12 protein-coding genes are annotated in these 15,127 nt (G+C 62.2%); 11 read left to right on the top strand and 1 reads right to left on the bottom strand.

Features of this window, described 5'->3' with window-relative positions:
• Positions 1–93: 93 nt before the first annotated feature.
• From DTP52_RS13620 to DTP52_RS13585, 8 genes are all read left to right on the top strand, one after another.
• Entirely contained in the window at positions 94–999 is a 906-nt protein-coding gene (locus DTP52_RS13620; RefSeq protein WP_109753826.1) for a LysR family transcriptional regulator, read from the top strand.
• Between the two features lie 218 nt (positions 1,000–1,217).
• Positions 1,218–2,726, top strand: coding sequence for a sigma-54-dependent transcriptional regulator (locus DTP52_RS13615; RefSeq protein WP_109753825.1), 1,509 nt, complete (start codon positions 1,218–1,220; stop codon positions 2,724–2,726).
• A gap of 337 nt (positions 2,727–3,063) precedes the next feature.
• A complete protein-coding gene (gcvH, locus tag DTP52_RS13610) occupies positions 3,064–3,447 on the top strand; it encodes a glycine cleavage system protein GcvH (protein WP_109753824.1) in 384 nt (127 codons plus the stop codon).
• A gap of 10 nt (positions 3,448–3,457) precedes the next feature.
• The gene (gcvP, locus tag DTP52_RS13605) at positions 3,458–6,307 is read left to right on the top strand and encodes an aminomethyl-transferring glycine dehydrogenase (protein WP_109753823.1); all 2,850 of its coding nucleotides are present in this window, start codon (positions 3,458–3,460) and stop codon (positions 6,305–6,307) included.
• A gap of 183 nt (positions 6,308–6,490) precedes the next feature.
• Positions 6,491–7,867: an L-serine ammonia-lyase gene (locus DTP52_RS13600; RefSeq protein WP_109753822.1), complete on the top strand. Its 1,377-nt coding sequence runs from the start codon at positions 6,491–6,493 to the stop codon at positions 7,865–7,867.
• A gap of 40 nt (positions 7,868–7,907) precedes the next feature.
• Entirely contained in the window at positions 7,908–9,032 is a 1,125-nt protein-coding gene (gene gcvT / locus DTP52_RS13595) for a glycine cleavage system aminomethyltransferase GcvT (protein ID WP_109753821.1), read from the top strand.
• 395 nt (positions 9,033–9,427) lie between these two features.
• The gene (locus DTP52_RS13590; RefSeq protein ID WP_011335634.1) at positions 9,428–9,640 is read left to right on the top strand and encodes a cold-shock protein; all 213 of its coding nucleotides are present in this window, start codon (positions 9,428–9,430) and stop codon (positions 9,638–9,640) included.
• Between the two features lie 94 nt (positions 9,641–9,734).
• Complete coding sequence (locus DTP52_RS13585; protein WP_109753820.1) at positions 9,735–10,223, top strand: RDD family protein; 489 nt, start codon at positions 9,735–9,737, stop codon at positions 10,221–10,223.
• Between the two features lie 185 nt (positions 10,224–10,408).
• On the opposite strand, the gene nadA is transcribed toward DTP52_RS13585, so the two are convergent.
• Positions 10,409–11,467, bottom strand: coding sequence for a quinolinate synthase NadA (nadA, locus tag DTP52_RS13580; protein WP_109753819.1), 1,059 nt, complete (start codon positions 11,465–11,467; stop codon positions 10,409–10,411).
• Positions 11,468–11,963: 496 nt separating this feature from the next.
• Here nadA and DTP52_RS13575 point away from each other — a divergent pair, with 496 nt between their 5' ends.
• The 3 genes from DTP52_RS13575 to copC are packed head-to-tail and all read left to right on the top strand — an operon-like array spanning position 11,964 to position 15,124.
• Positions 11,964–13,772, top strand: a complete 1,809-nt coding sequence (locus DTP52_RS13575) for a copper resistance system multicopper oxidase (RefSeq protein WP_109753818.1) — start codon at positions 11,964–11,966, stop codon at positions 13,770–13,772.
• 43 nt (positions 13,773–13,815) lie between these two features.
• Positions 13,816–14,685, top strand: coding sequence for a copper resistance protein B (locus DTP52_RS13570; RefSeq protein WP_371925592.1), 870 nt, complete (start codon positions 13,816–13,818; stop codon positions 14,683–14,685).
• Positions 14,686–14,737: 52 nt separating this feature from the next.
• On the top strand, positions 14,738–15,124 hold the full coding sequence (gene copC / locus DTP52_RS13565; RefSeq protein ID WP_109753816.1) for a copper homeostasis periplasmic binding protein CopC: 387 nt from the start codon (positions 14,738–14,740) through the stop codon (positions 15,122–15,124).
• Positions 15,125–15,127: the final 3 nt, after the last annotated feature.

Below are 15,127 nucleotides of genomic sequence, written 5' to 3'. Positions count from 1 at the left end.
AGCCCGGAAGGGCATGAGACGGAGCTTAGTGACCCGGTTCATTTCGAAAAATGCGATGATCCAACATAGTTTGTTTCTGAAATCGGGCAAATCATGGATCGTCTACAAGCAATGCGGGTATTCGTCACGGTGGTGGACCTGGGCAGCCAGTCGGCGGCCGCTGACCACCTGGACCTGTCGCGGCCGGTGGTATCGCGGTACCTGGCGGAGCTGGAAGACTGGGTCGGCGCCCGGCTGATGCACCGCACCACCCGCAAGCTGAGCCTGACCGCCGCCGGCCTGGAAACCCTGCCACGTTGCCGACAGATGCTGGAACTGTGCGGCGACATGCAAGCGGCGGTCAGCACCCCGGACGACGCGCCACGAGGCATGCTGCGCATCAGTGCCAGCACCTCGTTCGGCCAGGCCCAACTGGCCAGTGCCATGGCCGAATACGTCAAGCGCTACCCTGGGGTGAGCGTCGACCTGCAGATGCTCGACCGCACCGTGAACCTGGTGGACGAGCGCATCGACCTGGCGATCCGCATGAGCAACGACCTGGACCCGAATCTGATCGCCCGCCGCCTCACGGTCTGCCGTTCGGTGATCTGTGCCTCGCCCGGTTACCTGCGCGACCACCCGACACCGCAGCGGGTCGAGGAGTTGAGTCGGCACAACTGCCTGACCCACTCCTACGTCGGCAAGAGCCTGTGGCATTTCGAGCAGGACGGCGAGCAGGTTTCGGTGCCGGTGCAGGGCAACATCAGCGCCAACGAGGCCAGCACGCTGCTGCGGGCCACCATGGCCGGTGCCGGCGTGGCGATGCTGCCCAGCTATCAGGCCGGCGCCCACATCAAGAACGGCGAACTGATCCGCCTGCTGGCCCACGCCGAACCCCGTCGGATGAACATGTACGCGGTGTATGCGTCACGCAAGCACATGCCCTCGGCGCTGCGTAGCCTGCTGGATTTTTTGGTGCTCAAGTTTCCCGAGAAGCCGGAGTGGGATGTTGGGTTGTAACCGATATTTGCCACAATGCCCCCCCTGTGGGAGCGAGCCTGCTCGCGATAGCGGTGTCTCAATCAATAAAAGGGTGACCGAACCTCCGCTATCGCGAGCAGGCTCGCTCCCACATCAGGGAATCTGTTATGGCCCCAAGCTTTGCGCCAGGATTTCACCAATAGCCCGCCCCAAGGCATACTTGCCACCCTCCGCAGTCCAGAACCCAAAACCGCCCCATGCGTATCCACGTCAGTTTCATCGACCGCGTCGGCATCACCCAGGAAGTCCTGGCCCTGCTCGGTGGGCGCAATCTCAATCTGGATGCGGTGGAGATGGTGCCGCCCAACGTCTACATCGACGCCCCGACCCTCAGCCCGCAAGTGCTCGACGAACTGCGCGAGGCGCTGTTCAGCGTGCAAGGCGTGCAGGCGGTCACCGTGGTGGACATCCTGCCCGGACAACGTCGACACTTGCAGCTCGATGCCCTGCTCGCCGCCATGACCGACCCGGTGCTGGCCCTGGACAGCGCTGGCAACATATTGCTGGCCAACCCGGCGCTGATCGCCCTGTACGGGCGCGAACCGGCCGGGGAAAGCGTCGCCGAGCTGTTCGGGGACGAGACCCTTTTGGGCGCTCTGCTGGAGAATGGTTTCCGCCTGCCACTGCGGGAAATCACCCTCAACGGCCAGACCTTTCTGCTCGATGCCACGCCCATCACCGACGCTGGCGCTTTGCTGACGCTTTATCAGCCGAACCGCATCGGCGAACGCCTGTCGGCGCTGCACCACGACCACGCCGAGGGCTTCGACGCGCTGTTGGGCGAATCTCCGGCGATCCGCACCCTCAAGACCCGGGCCCAGCGGGTCGCAGCGCTTGATGCACCGCTGCTGATCCAGGGCGAAACCGGCACTGGCAAGGAACTGGTGGCCCGGGCCTGCCACGCCATCAGCGCCCGTCACAGCGCGCCGTTCCTGGCCCTGAACTGCGCGGCGTTGCCGGAGAACCTGGCCGAAAGTGAACTGTTCGGCTACGCCCCCGGCGCCTTCACCGGCGCGCAACGGGGCGGCAAGCCAGGGCTGATGGAGCTGGCGAACCAGGGCACGGTGTTTCTCGATGAAATCGGCGAGATGTCGCCGTACCTGCAAGCCAAGCTGCTGCGCTTCCTGAACGATGGCAGCTTCCGTCGGGTCGGCGGCGATCGGGAGATCAAGGTCAACGTGCGCATCCTCAGCGCCACCCATCGCAACCTGGAGAAAATGGTCAGCGAAGGCTCGTTTCGCGAGGACTTGTTCTATCGGCTGAACGTGCTCAATGTCGAAGTCCCGCCGCTGCGTGAACGCGGCCAGGACATCCTGCTGCTGGCGCGTTACTTCATGCAACAGGCCTGCGCGCAGATCCAGCGCCCGGTCTGCCGCCTGGCCCCAGGCACTTACCCGGCGCTGCTGGGCAACCGCTGGCCGGGTAACGTGCGGCAATTGCAGAACGTGATCTTCCGCGCCGCCGCCATCTGCGAAAGCAGCCTGGTGGATATCGGCGACCTGGACATTGCCGGCACCTCCGTGGCGCGCCAGGGCGATGTGGAAGTCGAAAGCCTGGAGCAGGCCGTGAAAAGCTTCGAGAAGCACCTGCTCGAAAGCCTCTACGTCAACTACCCCTCCACCCGCCAACTCGCCAGCCGCCTGCAAACCTCCCACACTGCGATTGCCCATCGGCTGCGCAAGTACGGCATTTCCAACAAGCCATAAGCCCACCCTCCCACATTTGGCCAGCGGCATATTTGAAACCGAGCCAAAAACGACCTCCACCTGTACTGAAAGCGCTACAGCGGAACGATATCGCTACAGCCGCTGCCAAACAGCGCAAACTAAGGCTTTGATCCCACAACGATTTTTTCCAGGCGCTCAGCTGTAGCGATTTCGCTACAGTCAAGTCGATCCGGGCCTCAACGAAACGACTCAACTCATTGATCTATAAGCCATTATCAACATTGGCCGCATTCTTGCTATGGGTATTGCCATTCGGCCGGGCCAAGTCCCGTGCCTTCTTCGCGTCCACCAGACGAATCTGGCCCCAGGAGTTTCCATGAGCGAGTTGCGTTTCACTGAAGATCACGAATGGCTGCGCACCGAAGCCGACGGCAGCGTTACCGTCGGTATTACCACGTTTGCGCAGAACGCCTTGGGCGATGTGGTCTATGTTCAGTTACCGGAACTGCAAAGCTACGACAAGGGTGCCGAAGCCTCCACCGTGGAATCGGTGAAAGCGGCCAGCGGCGTCTACATGCCATTGGACGGTGAAGTGCTCGAAGTGAACCCGGCCCTTGAAAGCAATCCGGAACTGGTCAACGAAGATCCGCTGGGCGAAGGCTGGTTTTTCCGCTTCAAGCCCGCCGACCCCGCTCAAGTTGGCCAACTGCTGGACCAGGACGCCTACGACCGTCTGATCAAAGCCAACGCCGAAGCCTGAGGAGCGCAACATGACCGTTAATCTCGGCACCGCCAACGAATTCATCGCCCGCCACATCGGCCCGCGTGCCAGCGACGAGCAAGCCATGCTCGAGCGCCTGGGCTACGACTCCCTGGAAGCCCTGAGCGCCAGCGTCATCCCGGAAAGCATCAAGGGCACCAGCGTACTGGACATGGGCGACGGCCAGAGTGAAGCCGATGCACTGGCCTCGATCAAAGCCATTGCCGCCAAGAACCAACTGTTCAAGACCTACATCGGCCAGGGCTACTACAACTGCCACACGCCGGCACCGATCCTGCGCAACCTGCTGGAAAACCCGGCCTGGTACACCGCCTACACGCCGTATCAGCCGGAAATCTCCCAGGGCCGTCTCGAAGCGCTGCTGAACTTCCAGACCCTGATCAGCGACCTCACTGGCCTGCCGATCGCCAACGCTTCCTTGCTCGACGAAGCCACCGCCGCCGCCGAAGCCATGACCTTCTGCAAGCGCCTGAGCAAGAACAAGGGCAGCAACGCCTTCTTCGCCTCCGTACACAGCCACCCGCAAACCCTCGACGTGCTGCGCACCCGTGCCGAGCCCCTGGGCATCGACGTGGTGGTGGGCGATGAGCGCGAACTGAGCGATGTCAGCGGTTTCTTCGGCGCACTGTTGCAGTACCCGGCCAGTAACGGCGACCTGTTCGACTACCGCGAACTGACCGAGCGCTTCCACGCCGCCAACGCCCTGGTGGCCGTTGCCGCTGACCTGCTAGCCCTGACCCTGTTGACCCCACCCGGTGAGTTCGGTGCCGACGTCGCCATCGGCAGCGCCCAGCGCTTCGGCGTACCACTGGGCTTCGGTGGCCCGCACGCGGCGTATTTCTCCACCAAGGACGCCTTCAAGCGCGACATGCCGGGCCGTCTGGTCGGTGTTTCCGTGGACCGTTTCGGCAAGCCGGCCCTGCGCCTGGCGATGCAGACCCGCGAGCAACACATCCGCCGCGAGAAAGCCACGAGCAACATCTGCACCGCCCAGGTGCTGCTGGCCAACATCGCCAGCATGTACGCCGTGTACCACGGGCCCAAGGGCCTGGTGCAAATTGCCAACCGCATCCATCACCTGACCGCGATCCTCGCCAAGGGCCTGGGCGCGCTGGGGCTGAGCGTCGAGCAAGAAAGCTTCTTCGACACCCTGACCTTGCACACTGGCGCGCAAACCGCCGCCCTGCACGACAAGGCCCGCGCCCAGCGCATCAACCTGCGCGTGGTGGACGCACAACGCCTGGGCCTGTCCCTGGACGAGACCACCAGCCAGGCTGACGTCGAAACGCTGTGGAACCTGTTGGCCGACGGCAAGGCCCTGCCGGACTTCGCCGCCTTGGCCACCACCGTGCAAAGCCGTATCCCGGCCGAGCTGGTGCGCCAGTCGGCGATCCTCAGCCACCCGGTGTTCAATCGCTACCACTCCGAAACCGAGCTGATGCGCTACCTGCGCAAGCTCGCCGACAAGGACCTGGCCCTGGATCGCACCATGATCCCGCTGGGTTCCTGCACCATGAAACTCAACGCCGCCAGCGAAATGATCCCGGTGACCTGGGCCGAGTTCGGCGCCCTGCACCCGTTCGCTCCAGCCGAGCAAAGCGCCGGCTACCAGCAACTGACCGACGAGCTGGAAGCCATGCTCTGCGCCGCCACCGGCTATGACGCGGTGTCGCTGCAGCCCAACGCTGGTTCCCAGGGCGAATACGCCGGTTTGCTGGCGATCCGCGCCTATCACCAGAGCCGTGGCGAAGAACGTCGCGACATCTGCCTGATCCCGTCCTCGGCCCACGGCACCAACCCGGCCACCGCCAACATGGCCGGCATGCGCGTGGTCGTGACCGCCTGCGATGCCCGCGGCAACGTCGACATCGAAGACCTGCGGGCCAAGGCAATCGAGCACCGCGAACACCTCGCGGCGCTGATGATCACCTACCCGTCCACCCACGGTGTGTTCGAAGAAGGCATCCGCGAAATCTGCGGCATCATCCATGACAACGGCGGCCAGGTGTACATCGACGGTGCCAACATGAACGCCATGGTCGGCCTCTGCGCCCCGGGCAAGTTCGGCGGCGACGTGTCGCACCTGAACCTGCACAAGACCTTCTGCATCCCCCATGGCGGTGGCGGCCCGGGCGTTGGCCCGATTGGCGTCAAATCGCACCTGGCACCGTTCCTGCCGGGCCATGCCAACATGGAGCGCAAGGAAGGCGCGGTGTGCGCGGCGCCGTTCGGCAGCGCGAGCATCCTGCCGATCACCTGGATGTACATCCGCATGATGGGCGGCGCGGGCCTCAAGCGCGCCTCGCAACTGGCGATCCTCAACGCCAACTACATCGCCCGACGCCTGGAAGAGCATTACCCGGTGCTCTACTCCGGCAGCAACGGCCTGGTCGCCCACGAATGCATCCTCGACCTGCGCCCGCTCAAGGACAGCAGCGGTATCAGCGTCGATGACGTGGCCAAGCGCCTGATCGACTTCGGTTTCCACGCCCCGACCATGTCGTTCCCGGTGGCCGGCACGCTGATGATCGAGCCGACCGAAAGCGAATCCAAGGAAGAACTGGACCGCTTCTGCGAGGCCATGATCTGCATCCGCGAAGAAATCCGCGCGGTGGAAAACGGCAGCCTGGACAAAGACGACAACCCGCTGAAAAACGCCCCGCACACTGCAGCGGAAATCGTCGGCGAGTGGACCCACCCTTACACCCGCGAACAGGCGGTGTACCCGGTGGCGTCGTTGGTCGATGGCAAATACTGGCCGCCGGTGGGCCGGGTCGACAACGTGTTCGGCGACCGCAACCTGGTCTGCGCCTGCCCGTCGATCGAAAGCTACGCTTGACCTGAATGGAGGGCGATCTACCAGCCCTCCAAATCTCCTGTGGGAGCGAGCCTGCTCGCGATAGCGGCGTAACAGCCAATAGATGTTGCCTGACAATCCGCTATCGCGAGCAGGCTCGCTCCCACAGGATCCATGTCAGACCTTAAACCGTCGATCCCCATAAAAAGAAACCGGAGAAACACCATGTCGTTAAGCGTGTTCGACCTGTTCAAGATCGGCATCGGCCCTTCCAGCTCCCATACGGTCGGCCCGATGCGTGCCGCCGCCCGTTTCGCCGAAGGGTTGCGTCGTGATGACCTGCTCAATGTCACCACCAGCGTCAAAGTCGAGCTCTACGGCTCGCTCGGCGCCACCGGCAAGGGTCACGGCAGTGACAAGGCCGTGCTGCTGGGCCTGGAAGGTGAACACCCCGATACCGTGGACACCGAGACCGTCGACAGTCGCCTGCAAGCGATTCGCAGCAGCGGTCGGCTGAACCTGCTCGGCGAGCACTCCATCGAATTCAATGAAAAACTGCACCTGGCGATGATCCGCAAGCCGCTGGCCTTTCACCCCAATGGCATGATCTTCCGCGCCTTCGATGCCGCAGGCCTGCAAGTGCGCAGCCGCGAGTACTACTCGGTGGGTGGCGGTTTTGTCGTCGACGAAGGCGCGGCCGGCGCCGACCGTATCGTCGAAGACGCCACGCCCCTGACCTTCCCGTTCAAGAGCGCCAAGGACCTGCTGGGCCATTGCACCACCTATGGCTTGTCCATCAGCCAGGTGATGCTGACCAACGAAAGCGCCTGGCGCCCCGAAGCCGAAACCCGCGCCGGCCTGCTGAAGATCTGGCAGGTCATGCAAGATTGCGTGGCGGCGGGCTGTCGCAACGAAGGGATTCTGCCGGGCGGGCTGAAGGTCAAGCGCCGGGCCGCGGCGCTGCATCGCCAATTGTGCAAGAACCCCGAAGCCGCCCTGCGCGACCCGCTGTCGGTACTGGACTGGGTCAACCTGTACGCCTTGGCAGTCAACGAAGAAAACGCCTATGGCGGGCGCGTTGTCACCGCCCCTACCAATGGGGCGGCAGGCATCATCCCGGCAGTGCTGCATTACTACATGCGCTTTATCCCTGGTGCCAGCGAAGATGGCGTGGTGCGGTTCCTGCTGACCGCCGCCGCCATCGGCATCCTGTACAAGGAAAACGCCTCCATCTCCGGTGCCGAAGTCGGCTGCCAGGGTGAAGTCGGCGTGGCCTGCTCCATGGCCGCCGGAGCCCTGTGCGAAGTGCTCGGTGGCAGCGTGCAGCAAGTGGAAAACGCCGCCGAGATCGGCATGGAACACAACCTCGGCCTGACCTGCGACCCGATCGGCGGCCTGGTGCAGGTGCCGTGCATCGAACGCAACGCCATGGGCTCGGTGAAAGCCATCAACGCGGTGCGCATGGCCATGCGCGGCGATGGGCATCACTTCGTCTCCCTCGACAAAGTCATCCGCACCATGCGCCAGACGGGCGCCGACATGAAAAGCAAATACAAGGAGACCGCCCGCGGCGGTCTGGCGGTCAACATCATCGAATGCTGACGCGCACTTGCCTGCCCTCTACATTTTTCCAGGAGCTGATATGTCCACCGAACAACTGCTGAAAACCCCGCTGCATGCGCTGCACCTCGAACTCGGCGCCCGCATGGTGCCGTTCGCCGGGTACGACATGCCGGTGCAATACCCACTGGGCGTGATGAAGGAACACCAGCACACTCGCGATCAGGCCGGGCTGTTCGACGTGTCCCACATGGGCCAGATCCGCCTCACTGGCGCAGGTGCCGCCAAGGCCCTGGAAACCCTGGTGCCGGTGGACATCATCGACCTGCCGGTGGGCATGCAGCGCTACGCCATGTTCACCAACGACAACGGCGGCATCCTCGACGACCTGATGGTCGCCAACCTGGGCAACGACGAACTGTTCCTGGTGGTCAACGCCGCCTGCAAGGACCAGGACCTGGCCCACCTGCGGGCCCACATTGGTGCGCAGTGCGACATCGAGCCGCTGTTCGAAGCCCGGGCCCTGCTCGCCCTGCAAGGCCCGGCAGCCGTCACCGTGCTCGCCCGCCTGGCACCTGAGGTGGCGAAAATGACCTTCATGCAGTTCCAGCGCGTCACACTGCTGGGCGTGGATTGCTTCGTCAGTCGTTCTGGCTACACCGGTGAAGACGGTTTCGAAATCTCGGTACCCGCCACCGACGCGGAAAAACTAGCCCGCGCCCTGCTGGCCGAACCGGAAGTCGCGGCCATCGGCCTCGGCGCCCGCGACTCCCTGCGACTGGAAGCCGGCCTGTGTCTTTATGGCCATGACATGAACACCGAGACGACGCCGGTCGAAGCCAGCCTGCTGTGGGCGATCTCCAAGGTCCGCCGCGCCGATGGCGCCCGGGCCGGTGGTTTCCCCGGGGCTGAAACCGTGTTCGCCCAACAACAGGGCGGCGTGAAGCGCAAACGCGTGGGCCTGCTGCCCCAGGAACGCACACCCGTGCGCGAAGGTGCAGAGATCGTCAACGAGACGGGCGAGATTATCGGTACGGTGTGCAGCGGCGGTTTCGGCCCGACCCTGGGCGGGCCGTTGGCAATGGGTTACCTGGACAGCGCCTATGTCGCACTGGATACGCCAGTCTGGGCCATCGTGCGTGGGAAAAAAGTGCCTTTGCTTGTAAGCAAAATGCCATTTGTTCCACAACGCTACTACCGCGGTTGATTGACTGTTTCTATAAGTAACGCGATTGCGTTATACGTGCACTAATGTGTAACGCAACCGCCATAAAAAGGTGCATATCTTTTAGGCACTCAACAGCGCTTATAACGGCGGCAAACAATTGAACTAGCCTATCGAATAAGCGCCCCCGACGGGGCATGTAAATGCCTGCAAGCTGAGTAAATACGGGCTTCCCCGGGGGGTTGTTTTTTCATTCGTAGTTGGCGTAGAGTTTGGTCACTGTGTTTGCATGGGTCGCTTGGAATCGTGACCTGGGCAGTAGCTTATGAAGTTCGCTACATCCCGTTCGACGTCTCTTACTTTCCTGCAACCCAGCCCCAGTACTCTTTCATGCGAAAGAGGCTGTCATCAATTTTAGCGTCAAAGGAAATAAGAAAATGTCTCAACGTCAGAGCGGTACCGTCAAGTGGTTCAACGACGAGAAGGGTTTTGGTTTTATCACGCCTGAAAGCGGTCCGGATCTGTTCGTGCATTTCCGCGCCATCCAGGGCAACGGCTTCAAGAGCCTGAAAGAAGGCCAGAAGGTCACTTTCGTTGCCGTCCAAGGCCAGAAAGGCATGCAGGCTGACGAAGTTATCGCCGAAGCCTGAAGCTTTCCCACACGAAAAAGCCCCTGATTGATATCAGGGGCTTTTTTATGGGCGTAAATCCGTAAAATGGCTTCTTTTTCTGTCCGAGGCCGTCATGCCGAAACACCTGCTCACTCCCCAGGGGGACTTTCCTCCCGCCGGCCTGGGTCGTCGCCTGGCTGCGATGTTTTATGACTTCCTGCTGTGCACGGCGCTGCTGATCGTCACCAGCGGCGCCTACAAGATGATCCAGATGGCGATCATCGGCGAAGAAAAAATGCGCGCCCTGACCGAAGCCGGGGCACTGGACGGTGACCCGCTGCTGTCCACTGTGCTGCTGTTCGTGTTGTTCGGTTTTTTCGCCAAGTTCTGGACCCACAACGGCCAGACCCTGGGCATGCAGGTGTGGTGCATCCGTGTACAGAACGCCGATGGCACAGCCATCAGCCTGTGGCAGGCGCTGTTGCGGTTCGTGGTGTCGATTGCGTCGTTGCTGCTGGTGGGGCTGGGCTTCATCTGGGCGCTGTTCGACAAGCGCAAACGCAGCTGGCATGACATCTACTCGGAAACGCAGTTGGTGCGGATTCCCAAGAAGACCAAGTGATACCGCCAAAGCAGGTAAGCGGATTACATTGTGGCGAGGGGATTTATCCCCGTTGGGGCGCGTAGCGGCCCCATTTGTTCATTCTGACACTCCGCGGTGTCAGGTTTTAGGGCCGCTTCGCAGCCCAGCGGGGATAAATCCCCTCGCCACAGAAAGCCCTACGCGACTGAAAATCTTATTCAGCCTCAAGCATTCCCCGCCAGCTTCATCCGCGCCGCCTGGGTAAAGTCCAGCATGCGCTTGAGCGGGCGAATGGCCTGGGGAATCAAAGCCGGGTCGACGAATATCTCATTGGCGCCTTCCTGCAGGCTCTTGAGCGTGCGCTCCAGGGTGTTCATCGCCATCCACGGGCAGTGTGCGCAACTGCGGCACGCCGCGCCGTTGCCAGCGGTAGGAGCCTCGATGAAGACCTTGTCCGGGCACAGCTGCTGCATCTTGTAGAAGATACCCCGGTCGGTGGCGACGATCAGCGTCTTGTTCGGCAGAGTCTGGGCCGCGGCGATCAACTGGCTGGTGGAGCCCACGGCATCGGCCAGTTCAATCACCGATGTCGGCGACTCCGGGTGCACCAGGATCGCGGCATCCGGGTACAGCGCCTTCATGTCCTCCAACTGCTTGGACTTGAACTCTTCGTGGACGATACAGGCACCGTCCCAGAGCAGCATGTCGGCACCGGTCTTGCGCTGGATGTAAGTCCCCAGATGCTTGTCCGGGCCCCAGATGATGGTTTCGCCGTTGTCCATCAGGCTCTCGACGATTTCCAGCGCACAACTGGAGGTCACTACCCAGTCGGCCCGGGCTTTGACTGCCGCCGAGGTATTGGCATACACCACCACGGTGCGCTCCGGATGCTGGTCGCAGAACGCCGAGAACTCGTCCACCGGGCAGCCCAGGTCCAGGGAGCAGGTGGCTTCCAGGGTCGGCATCAGCACACGTTTTTCGGGGTTGAGGATCTTGGCGGTCTCGCCCATGAACTTGACCCCCGCCACCACCACGGTCTTGGCCGGGTGAGCATTGCCGAAGCGGGCCATTTCCAGGGAGTCGGACACACAACCACCGGTCTCTTCGGCCAGGGCCTGGATGACCGGGTCGCAATAGAAGTGCGCGACCAGCACTGCGTCCTGAGCCTTGAGCTCGGCAGCGATGGCGGCGCGGTACCAGGCCTCTTGCTCGGCGCTCAGCGGCTTGGGCTGCTTGGCGTCGAGATGGGCCTGGACCAGAAGGCGTTCGGAAATTTGCGTCATGTTCGCAAGACCTGCAAGCGCGTTTAGCGCGAAAGTCGAGTATACACCCGGCTCCGGACCACTCGGGTACCGCCGGGAAAGTGGGTATCAATCAGGCACGGGACAGCGTGAAGCCGGCAAGGCTACAGAATATCCCGCCGTTGCAAAAGATCATTCTGACCTGCGTCCTGGCAGACGCATCAAGGCTATAAGGTCGAACACAAAATCTGTGGCGAGGGGATTTATCCCCGCTGGGCCGCGAAGCGGTCCTAAACCCAATCAGCGCGCTGTATCAGGGCAGTTGCATTCACCTTTTTCCGGGGCTGCTTCGCAGCCCGACGGGGATAAATCCCCTCGCCACAAGTTTTGTATTCACCAAGGCAATGGCTGACTTCTGCCTCTGCCAAGCTGACTGAAATGTAATCACTTGTCGCGCTGGCTTATGTCATCTTCTTTTCAAACCTGCACAGGGAACTGTTCCTGTGCTCGCTGCGAATCGACTGACGGACTTCCATCGATGCAAACAAAAACTTCCCGGCGAACCTTCGTCAAAGGCCTGACCGCCGGCGGCATCCTGGGTGGCCTGGGGTTATGGCGCGCGCCCGTCTGGGCAGTCACCAGCCCCGGCCAGCCCAACGTGCTGACAGGCACCGAATTCGACCTGTTCATCGGCGAAAGCCCGGTCAACTTCACCGGTAGCCCACGCACCGCCCAGACCATCAACGGCGGCATCCCCGGCCCCCTGCTGCGCTGGCGTGAAGGCGACACCGTGACCCTGCGGGTGCGCAACCGCTTGAAGGACACCACCTCCATCCACTGGCACGGTATTTTGCTGCCGGCCAACATGGATGGCGTTCCGGGACTGAGCTTCAAAGGCATCGAACCCGACGGCATGTACGTGTATCAGTTCAAGGTCCGACAGAACGGCACCTACTGGTACCACAGCCATTCCGGTTTCCAGGAACAGTCCGGGGTCTACGGCCCGCTGGTGATTGACGCCAGGGAACCCGAGCCTTTCCAGTACGAACGCGATTACGTCGTGATGCTCACCGACTGGACCGATGAAGAGCCCGGCGACATCCTTCGCAAGCTCAAGAAACAGTCGGACTACTACAACTACAACAAGCGCACCGTCGGCGACTTCATAGACGATGTGGGCAAGAACGGCTGGGCCAGCACCGTGGCCGATCGCAAGATGTGGGCCGAGATGAAGATGAATCCCACTGACCTGGCCGACGTCAGCGGCGCCACCTACACCTACCTCATGAACGGACAGGCGCCGGACATGAACTGGACCGGCCTGTTCAAGCCAGGCGAACGTCTTCGCCTGCGCTTTATCAACGGCTCGTCCATGAGCTATTTCGATGTGCGCATTCCCGGCTTGAAGATGACGGTGGTGGCGTCTGACGGCCAATACGTCAAACCGGTGAGCGTCGATGAGTTCCGGATCGCCGTGGCCGAGACCTATGACGTCATCATCGAACCGACCCAAGAGGCCTACACCCTGTTCGCCCAGTCCATGGACCGCACCGGGTACGCCCGTGGCACCCTCGCGGCCAGGGCCGGGCTGTCAGCGCCAGTGCCGCCACTGGACCCGCGGCCATTGGTGACCATGGACGACATGGGCATGGGAGGCATGGACCACGGCAGCATGGGGCAAATGAGTGGCATGGACCATGGATCGATGCAGGGCATGGCGGGGATGGACGACAGCCCGATGCAAGGCATGGATCACAGCCAGATGCAGGGTATGGGTGACATGGCCGGTATGGATCACGGTGCCATGCAGGGCATGGACGGCATGCTCTCGCACCCCGACACCGAGAAAGACAACCCCCTGGTGGACATGCAGGCCATGAGCGTCAAGCCCAAGCTCGACGACCCGGGCATGGGGCTGCGCAACAACGGCCGCAAAGTGCTGACCTACTCAGACCTGCGCAGCACTTTTCCCGACCCCGACGGCCGCGAGCCTGGCCGCACGATCGAGCTGCACCTGACCGGGCACATGGAGAAATTCGTCTGGTCGTTCAACGGCGTGAAGTTTGCCGACGCCGCACCGCTGCTGCTCAAGTACGGCGAACGACTGCGCATCGTGTTGATCAACGACACCATGATGACCCACCCCATCCACCTGCACGGCATGTGGAGCGACCTGGAGGATGAGAACGGCCAGTTCATGGTCCGCAAGCACACCATCGACGTGCCACCGGGCTCCCGGCGCAGCTACCGGGTCACCGCCGATGCCCTCGGGCGCTGGGCGTATCACTGCCATCTGCTGTTTCACATGGAGATGGGGATGTTTCGTGAAGTTCGGGTGCAGGAATGAGGAAGCGACCATGACCATGATTGTGAAGTACCCCATCCTGCCCATGGCCGTCCTTGCCCTCGGCAGCAGCATCTCGGCCTGGGCCGCGAGCAACGACATGCCGGGCATGGATCACAGCCAGATGCCGGGAATGGACCATAGCCAGATGCAAGGCATGGACTCGATGCAGGGCATGGAGTCCATGCAATCGGCACCTGCCACCAGTCGCACGCCGATCCCGGAACTGACCGCCGCCGACCGCGCCGCCGTCTACGAGGATCACGGTGGACACGCGGTACATGACAGCGCCATCAACTCGTTCTTTCTCATCGACCAACTGGAGTGGCAGGACGCCGACGATGGCAGCGCCCTGAGTTGGGATGCCTCGGGCTGGATCGGCGGTGACATCGACCGTCTGTGGCTGCGTTCCGAAGGCGAACGCCTCAACGGCAAGACTGAAGAAGCCGAACTCCAGGCCTTGTGGGGCCACGCCATCAGTCCCTGGTGGGACGTGGTGGCCGGCGTGCGCCAGGACTTCAAGCCAGGCGATCCGCAAACCTGGGCCGCCCTGGGCGTGCAAGGCATGGCGCTGTACAACTTCGAAGCCGAGGCCACCGCGTTCATCGGTGAAGGCGGCCAGAGCGCGGCGCGCCTGGAAGGCGACTACGACATCTTGCTGACCAATCGGTTGATCCTTCAGCCCACCGCCGAGGTCAACTTCTATGGCAAGAACGATCCCGCCCGAGGCATCGGCTCAGGGTTGTCAGACAGCGAACTCGGCGTGCGGCTGCGTTATGAAATACGCCGCGAATTCGCGCCCTACATTGGCGTCACCTGGAACCGCGTCTACGGCAACACCGCCGATTACGCCCGGGAAGAAGGCGAAGACCGCAGCGAGGCACGCCTGGTACTGGGCCTGCGCATGTGGTTCTGACCCGCTGACCTTTTTCACTAAAAACTAAAAACCGAGCTGTAGGAGTCCTTGCATGTCACTCATCAAAAACGCTGTCGTTGCCGTCGCCTTGTCCACAGGCCTGTTGCTCAGTGGCCTGGCCCAGGCCCATCCGAAACTGCTGTCCTCCACCCCCGCCGAAGGCGCCGATGGGGCGGCGCCGGCAAAAATAGAACTGCACTTCTCCGAGAACCTGATGACCAAACTCTCCGGTGCCAAGCTGATGATGACCGAGATGCCCGGCATGGCGGCCCATGCGCCGATGCCCATGCCAGCCAAGGTCTCCGGCAGCGATGACCCGAAAACCATGGTCATTACCCCGAATACGCCTCTCACCGCTGGCACCTATCAGGTCCAGTGGCGCGCGGTATCGTCCGACACTCACCCGATCACCGGCAACGTCACGTTCAAGGTGAAGTGAGTT

Origin of the sequence: Pseudomonas sp. 43mfcvi1.1 (assembly GCF_900115935.1) — a bacterium.
GTDB lineage: Bacteria > Pseudomonadota > Gammaproteobacteria > Pseudomonadales > Pseudomonadaceae > Aquipseudomonas > Aquipseudomonas bijieensis.
This window is presented reverse-complemented; position numbering and strand designations above follow the sequence as displayed.

Excerpts from the sequence above, each read along its gene's own strand:
- DTP52_RS13620 (WP_109753826.1), top strand. The coding sequence starts at position 94 with ATGGATCGTCTACAAGCAATGCGGGTATTCGTCACGGTGGTGGACCTG.
- DTP52_RS13615 (WP_109753825.1), top strand. The coding sequence starts at position 1,218 with ATGCGTATCCACGTCAGTTTCATCGACCGCGTCGGCATCACCCAGGAA.
- gcvH (WP_109753824.1), top strand. The coding sequence starts at position 3,064 with ATGAGCGAGTTGCGTTTCACTGAAGATCACGAATGGCTGCGCACCGAA.
- gcvP (WP_109753823.1), top strand. The coding sequence starts at position 3,458 with ATGACCGTTAATCTCGGCACCGCCAACGAATTCATCGCCCGCCACATC.
- DTP52_RS13600 (WP_109753822.1), top strand. The coding sequence starts at position 6,491 with ATGTCGTTAAGCGTGTTCGACCTGTTCAAGATCGGCATCGGCCCTTCC.
- gcvT (WP_109753821.1), top strand. The coding sequence starts at position 7,908 with ATGTCCACCGAACAACTGCTGAAAACCCCGCTGCATGCGCTGCACCTC.
- DTP52_RS13590 (WP_011335634.1), top strand. The coding sequence starts at position 9,428 with ATGTCTCAACGTCAGAGCGGTACCGTCAAGTGGTTCAACGACGAGAAG.
- DTP52_RS13585 (WP_109753820.1), top strand. The coding sequence starts at position 9,735 with ATGCCGAAACACCTGCTCACTCCCCAGGGGGACTTTCCTCCCGCCGGC.
- nadA (WP_109753819.1), bottom strand. The coding sequence starts at position 11,467 with ATGACGCAAATTTCCGAACGCCTTCTGGTCCAGGCCCATCTCGACGCC.
- DTP52_RS13575 (WP_109753818.1), top strand. The coding sequence starts at position 11,964 with ATGCAAACAAAAACTTCCCGGCGAACCTTCGTCAAAGGCCTGACCGCC.
- DTP52_RS13570 (WP_371925592.1), top strand. The coding sequence starts at position 13,816 with ATGGCCGTCCTTGCCCTCGGCAGCAGCATCTCGGCCTGGGCCGCGAGC.
- copC (WP_109753816.1), top strand. The coding sequence starts at position 14,738 with ATGTCACTCATCAAAAACGCTGTCGTTGCCGTCGCCTTGTCCACAGGC.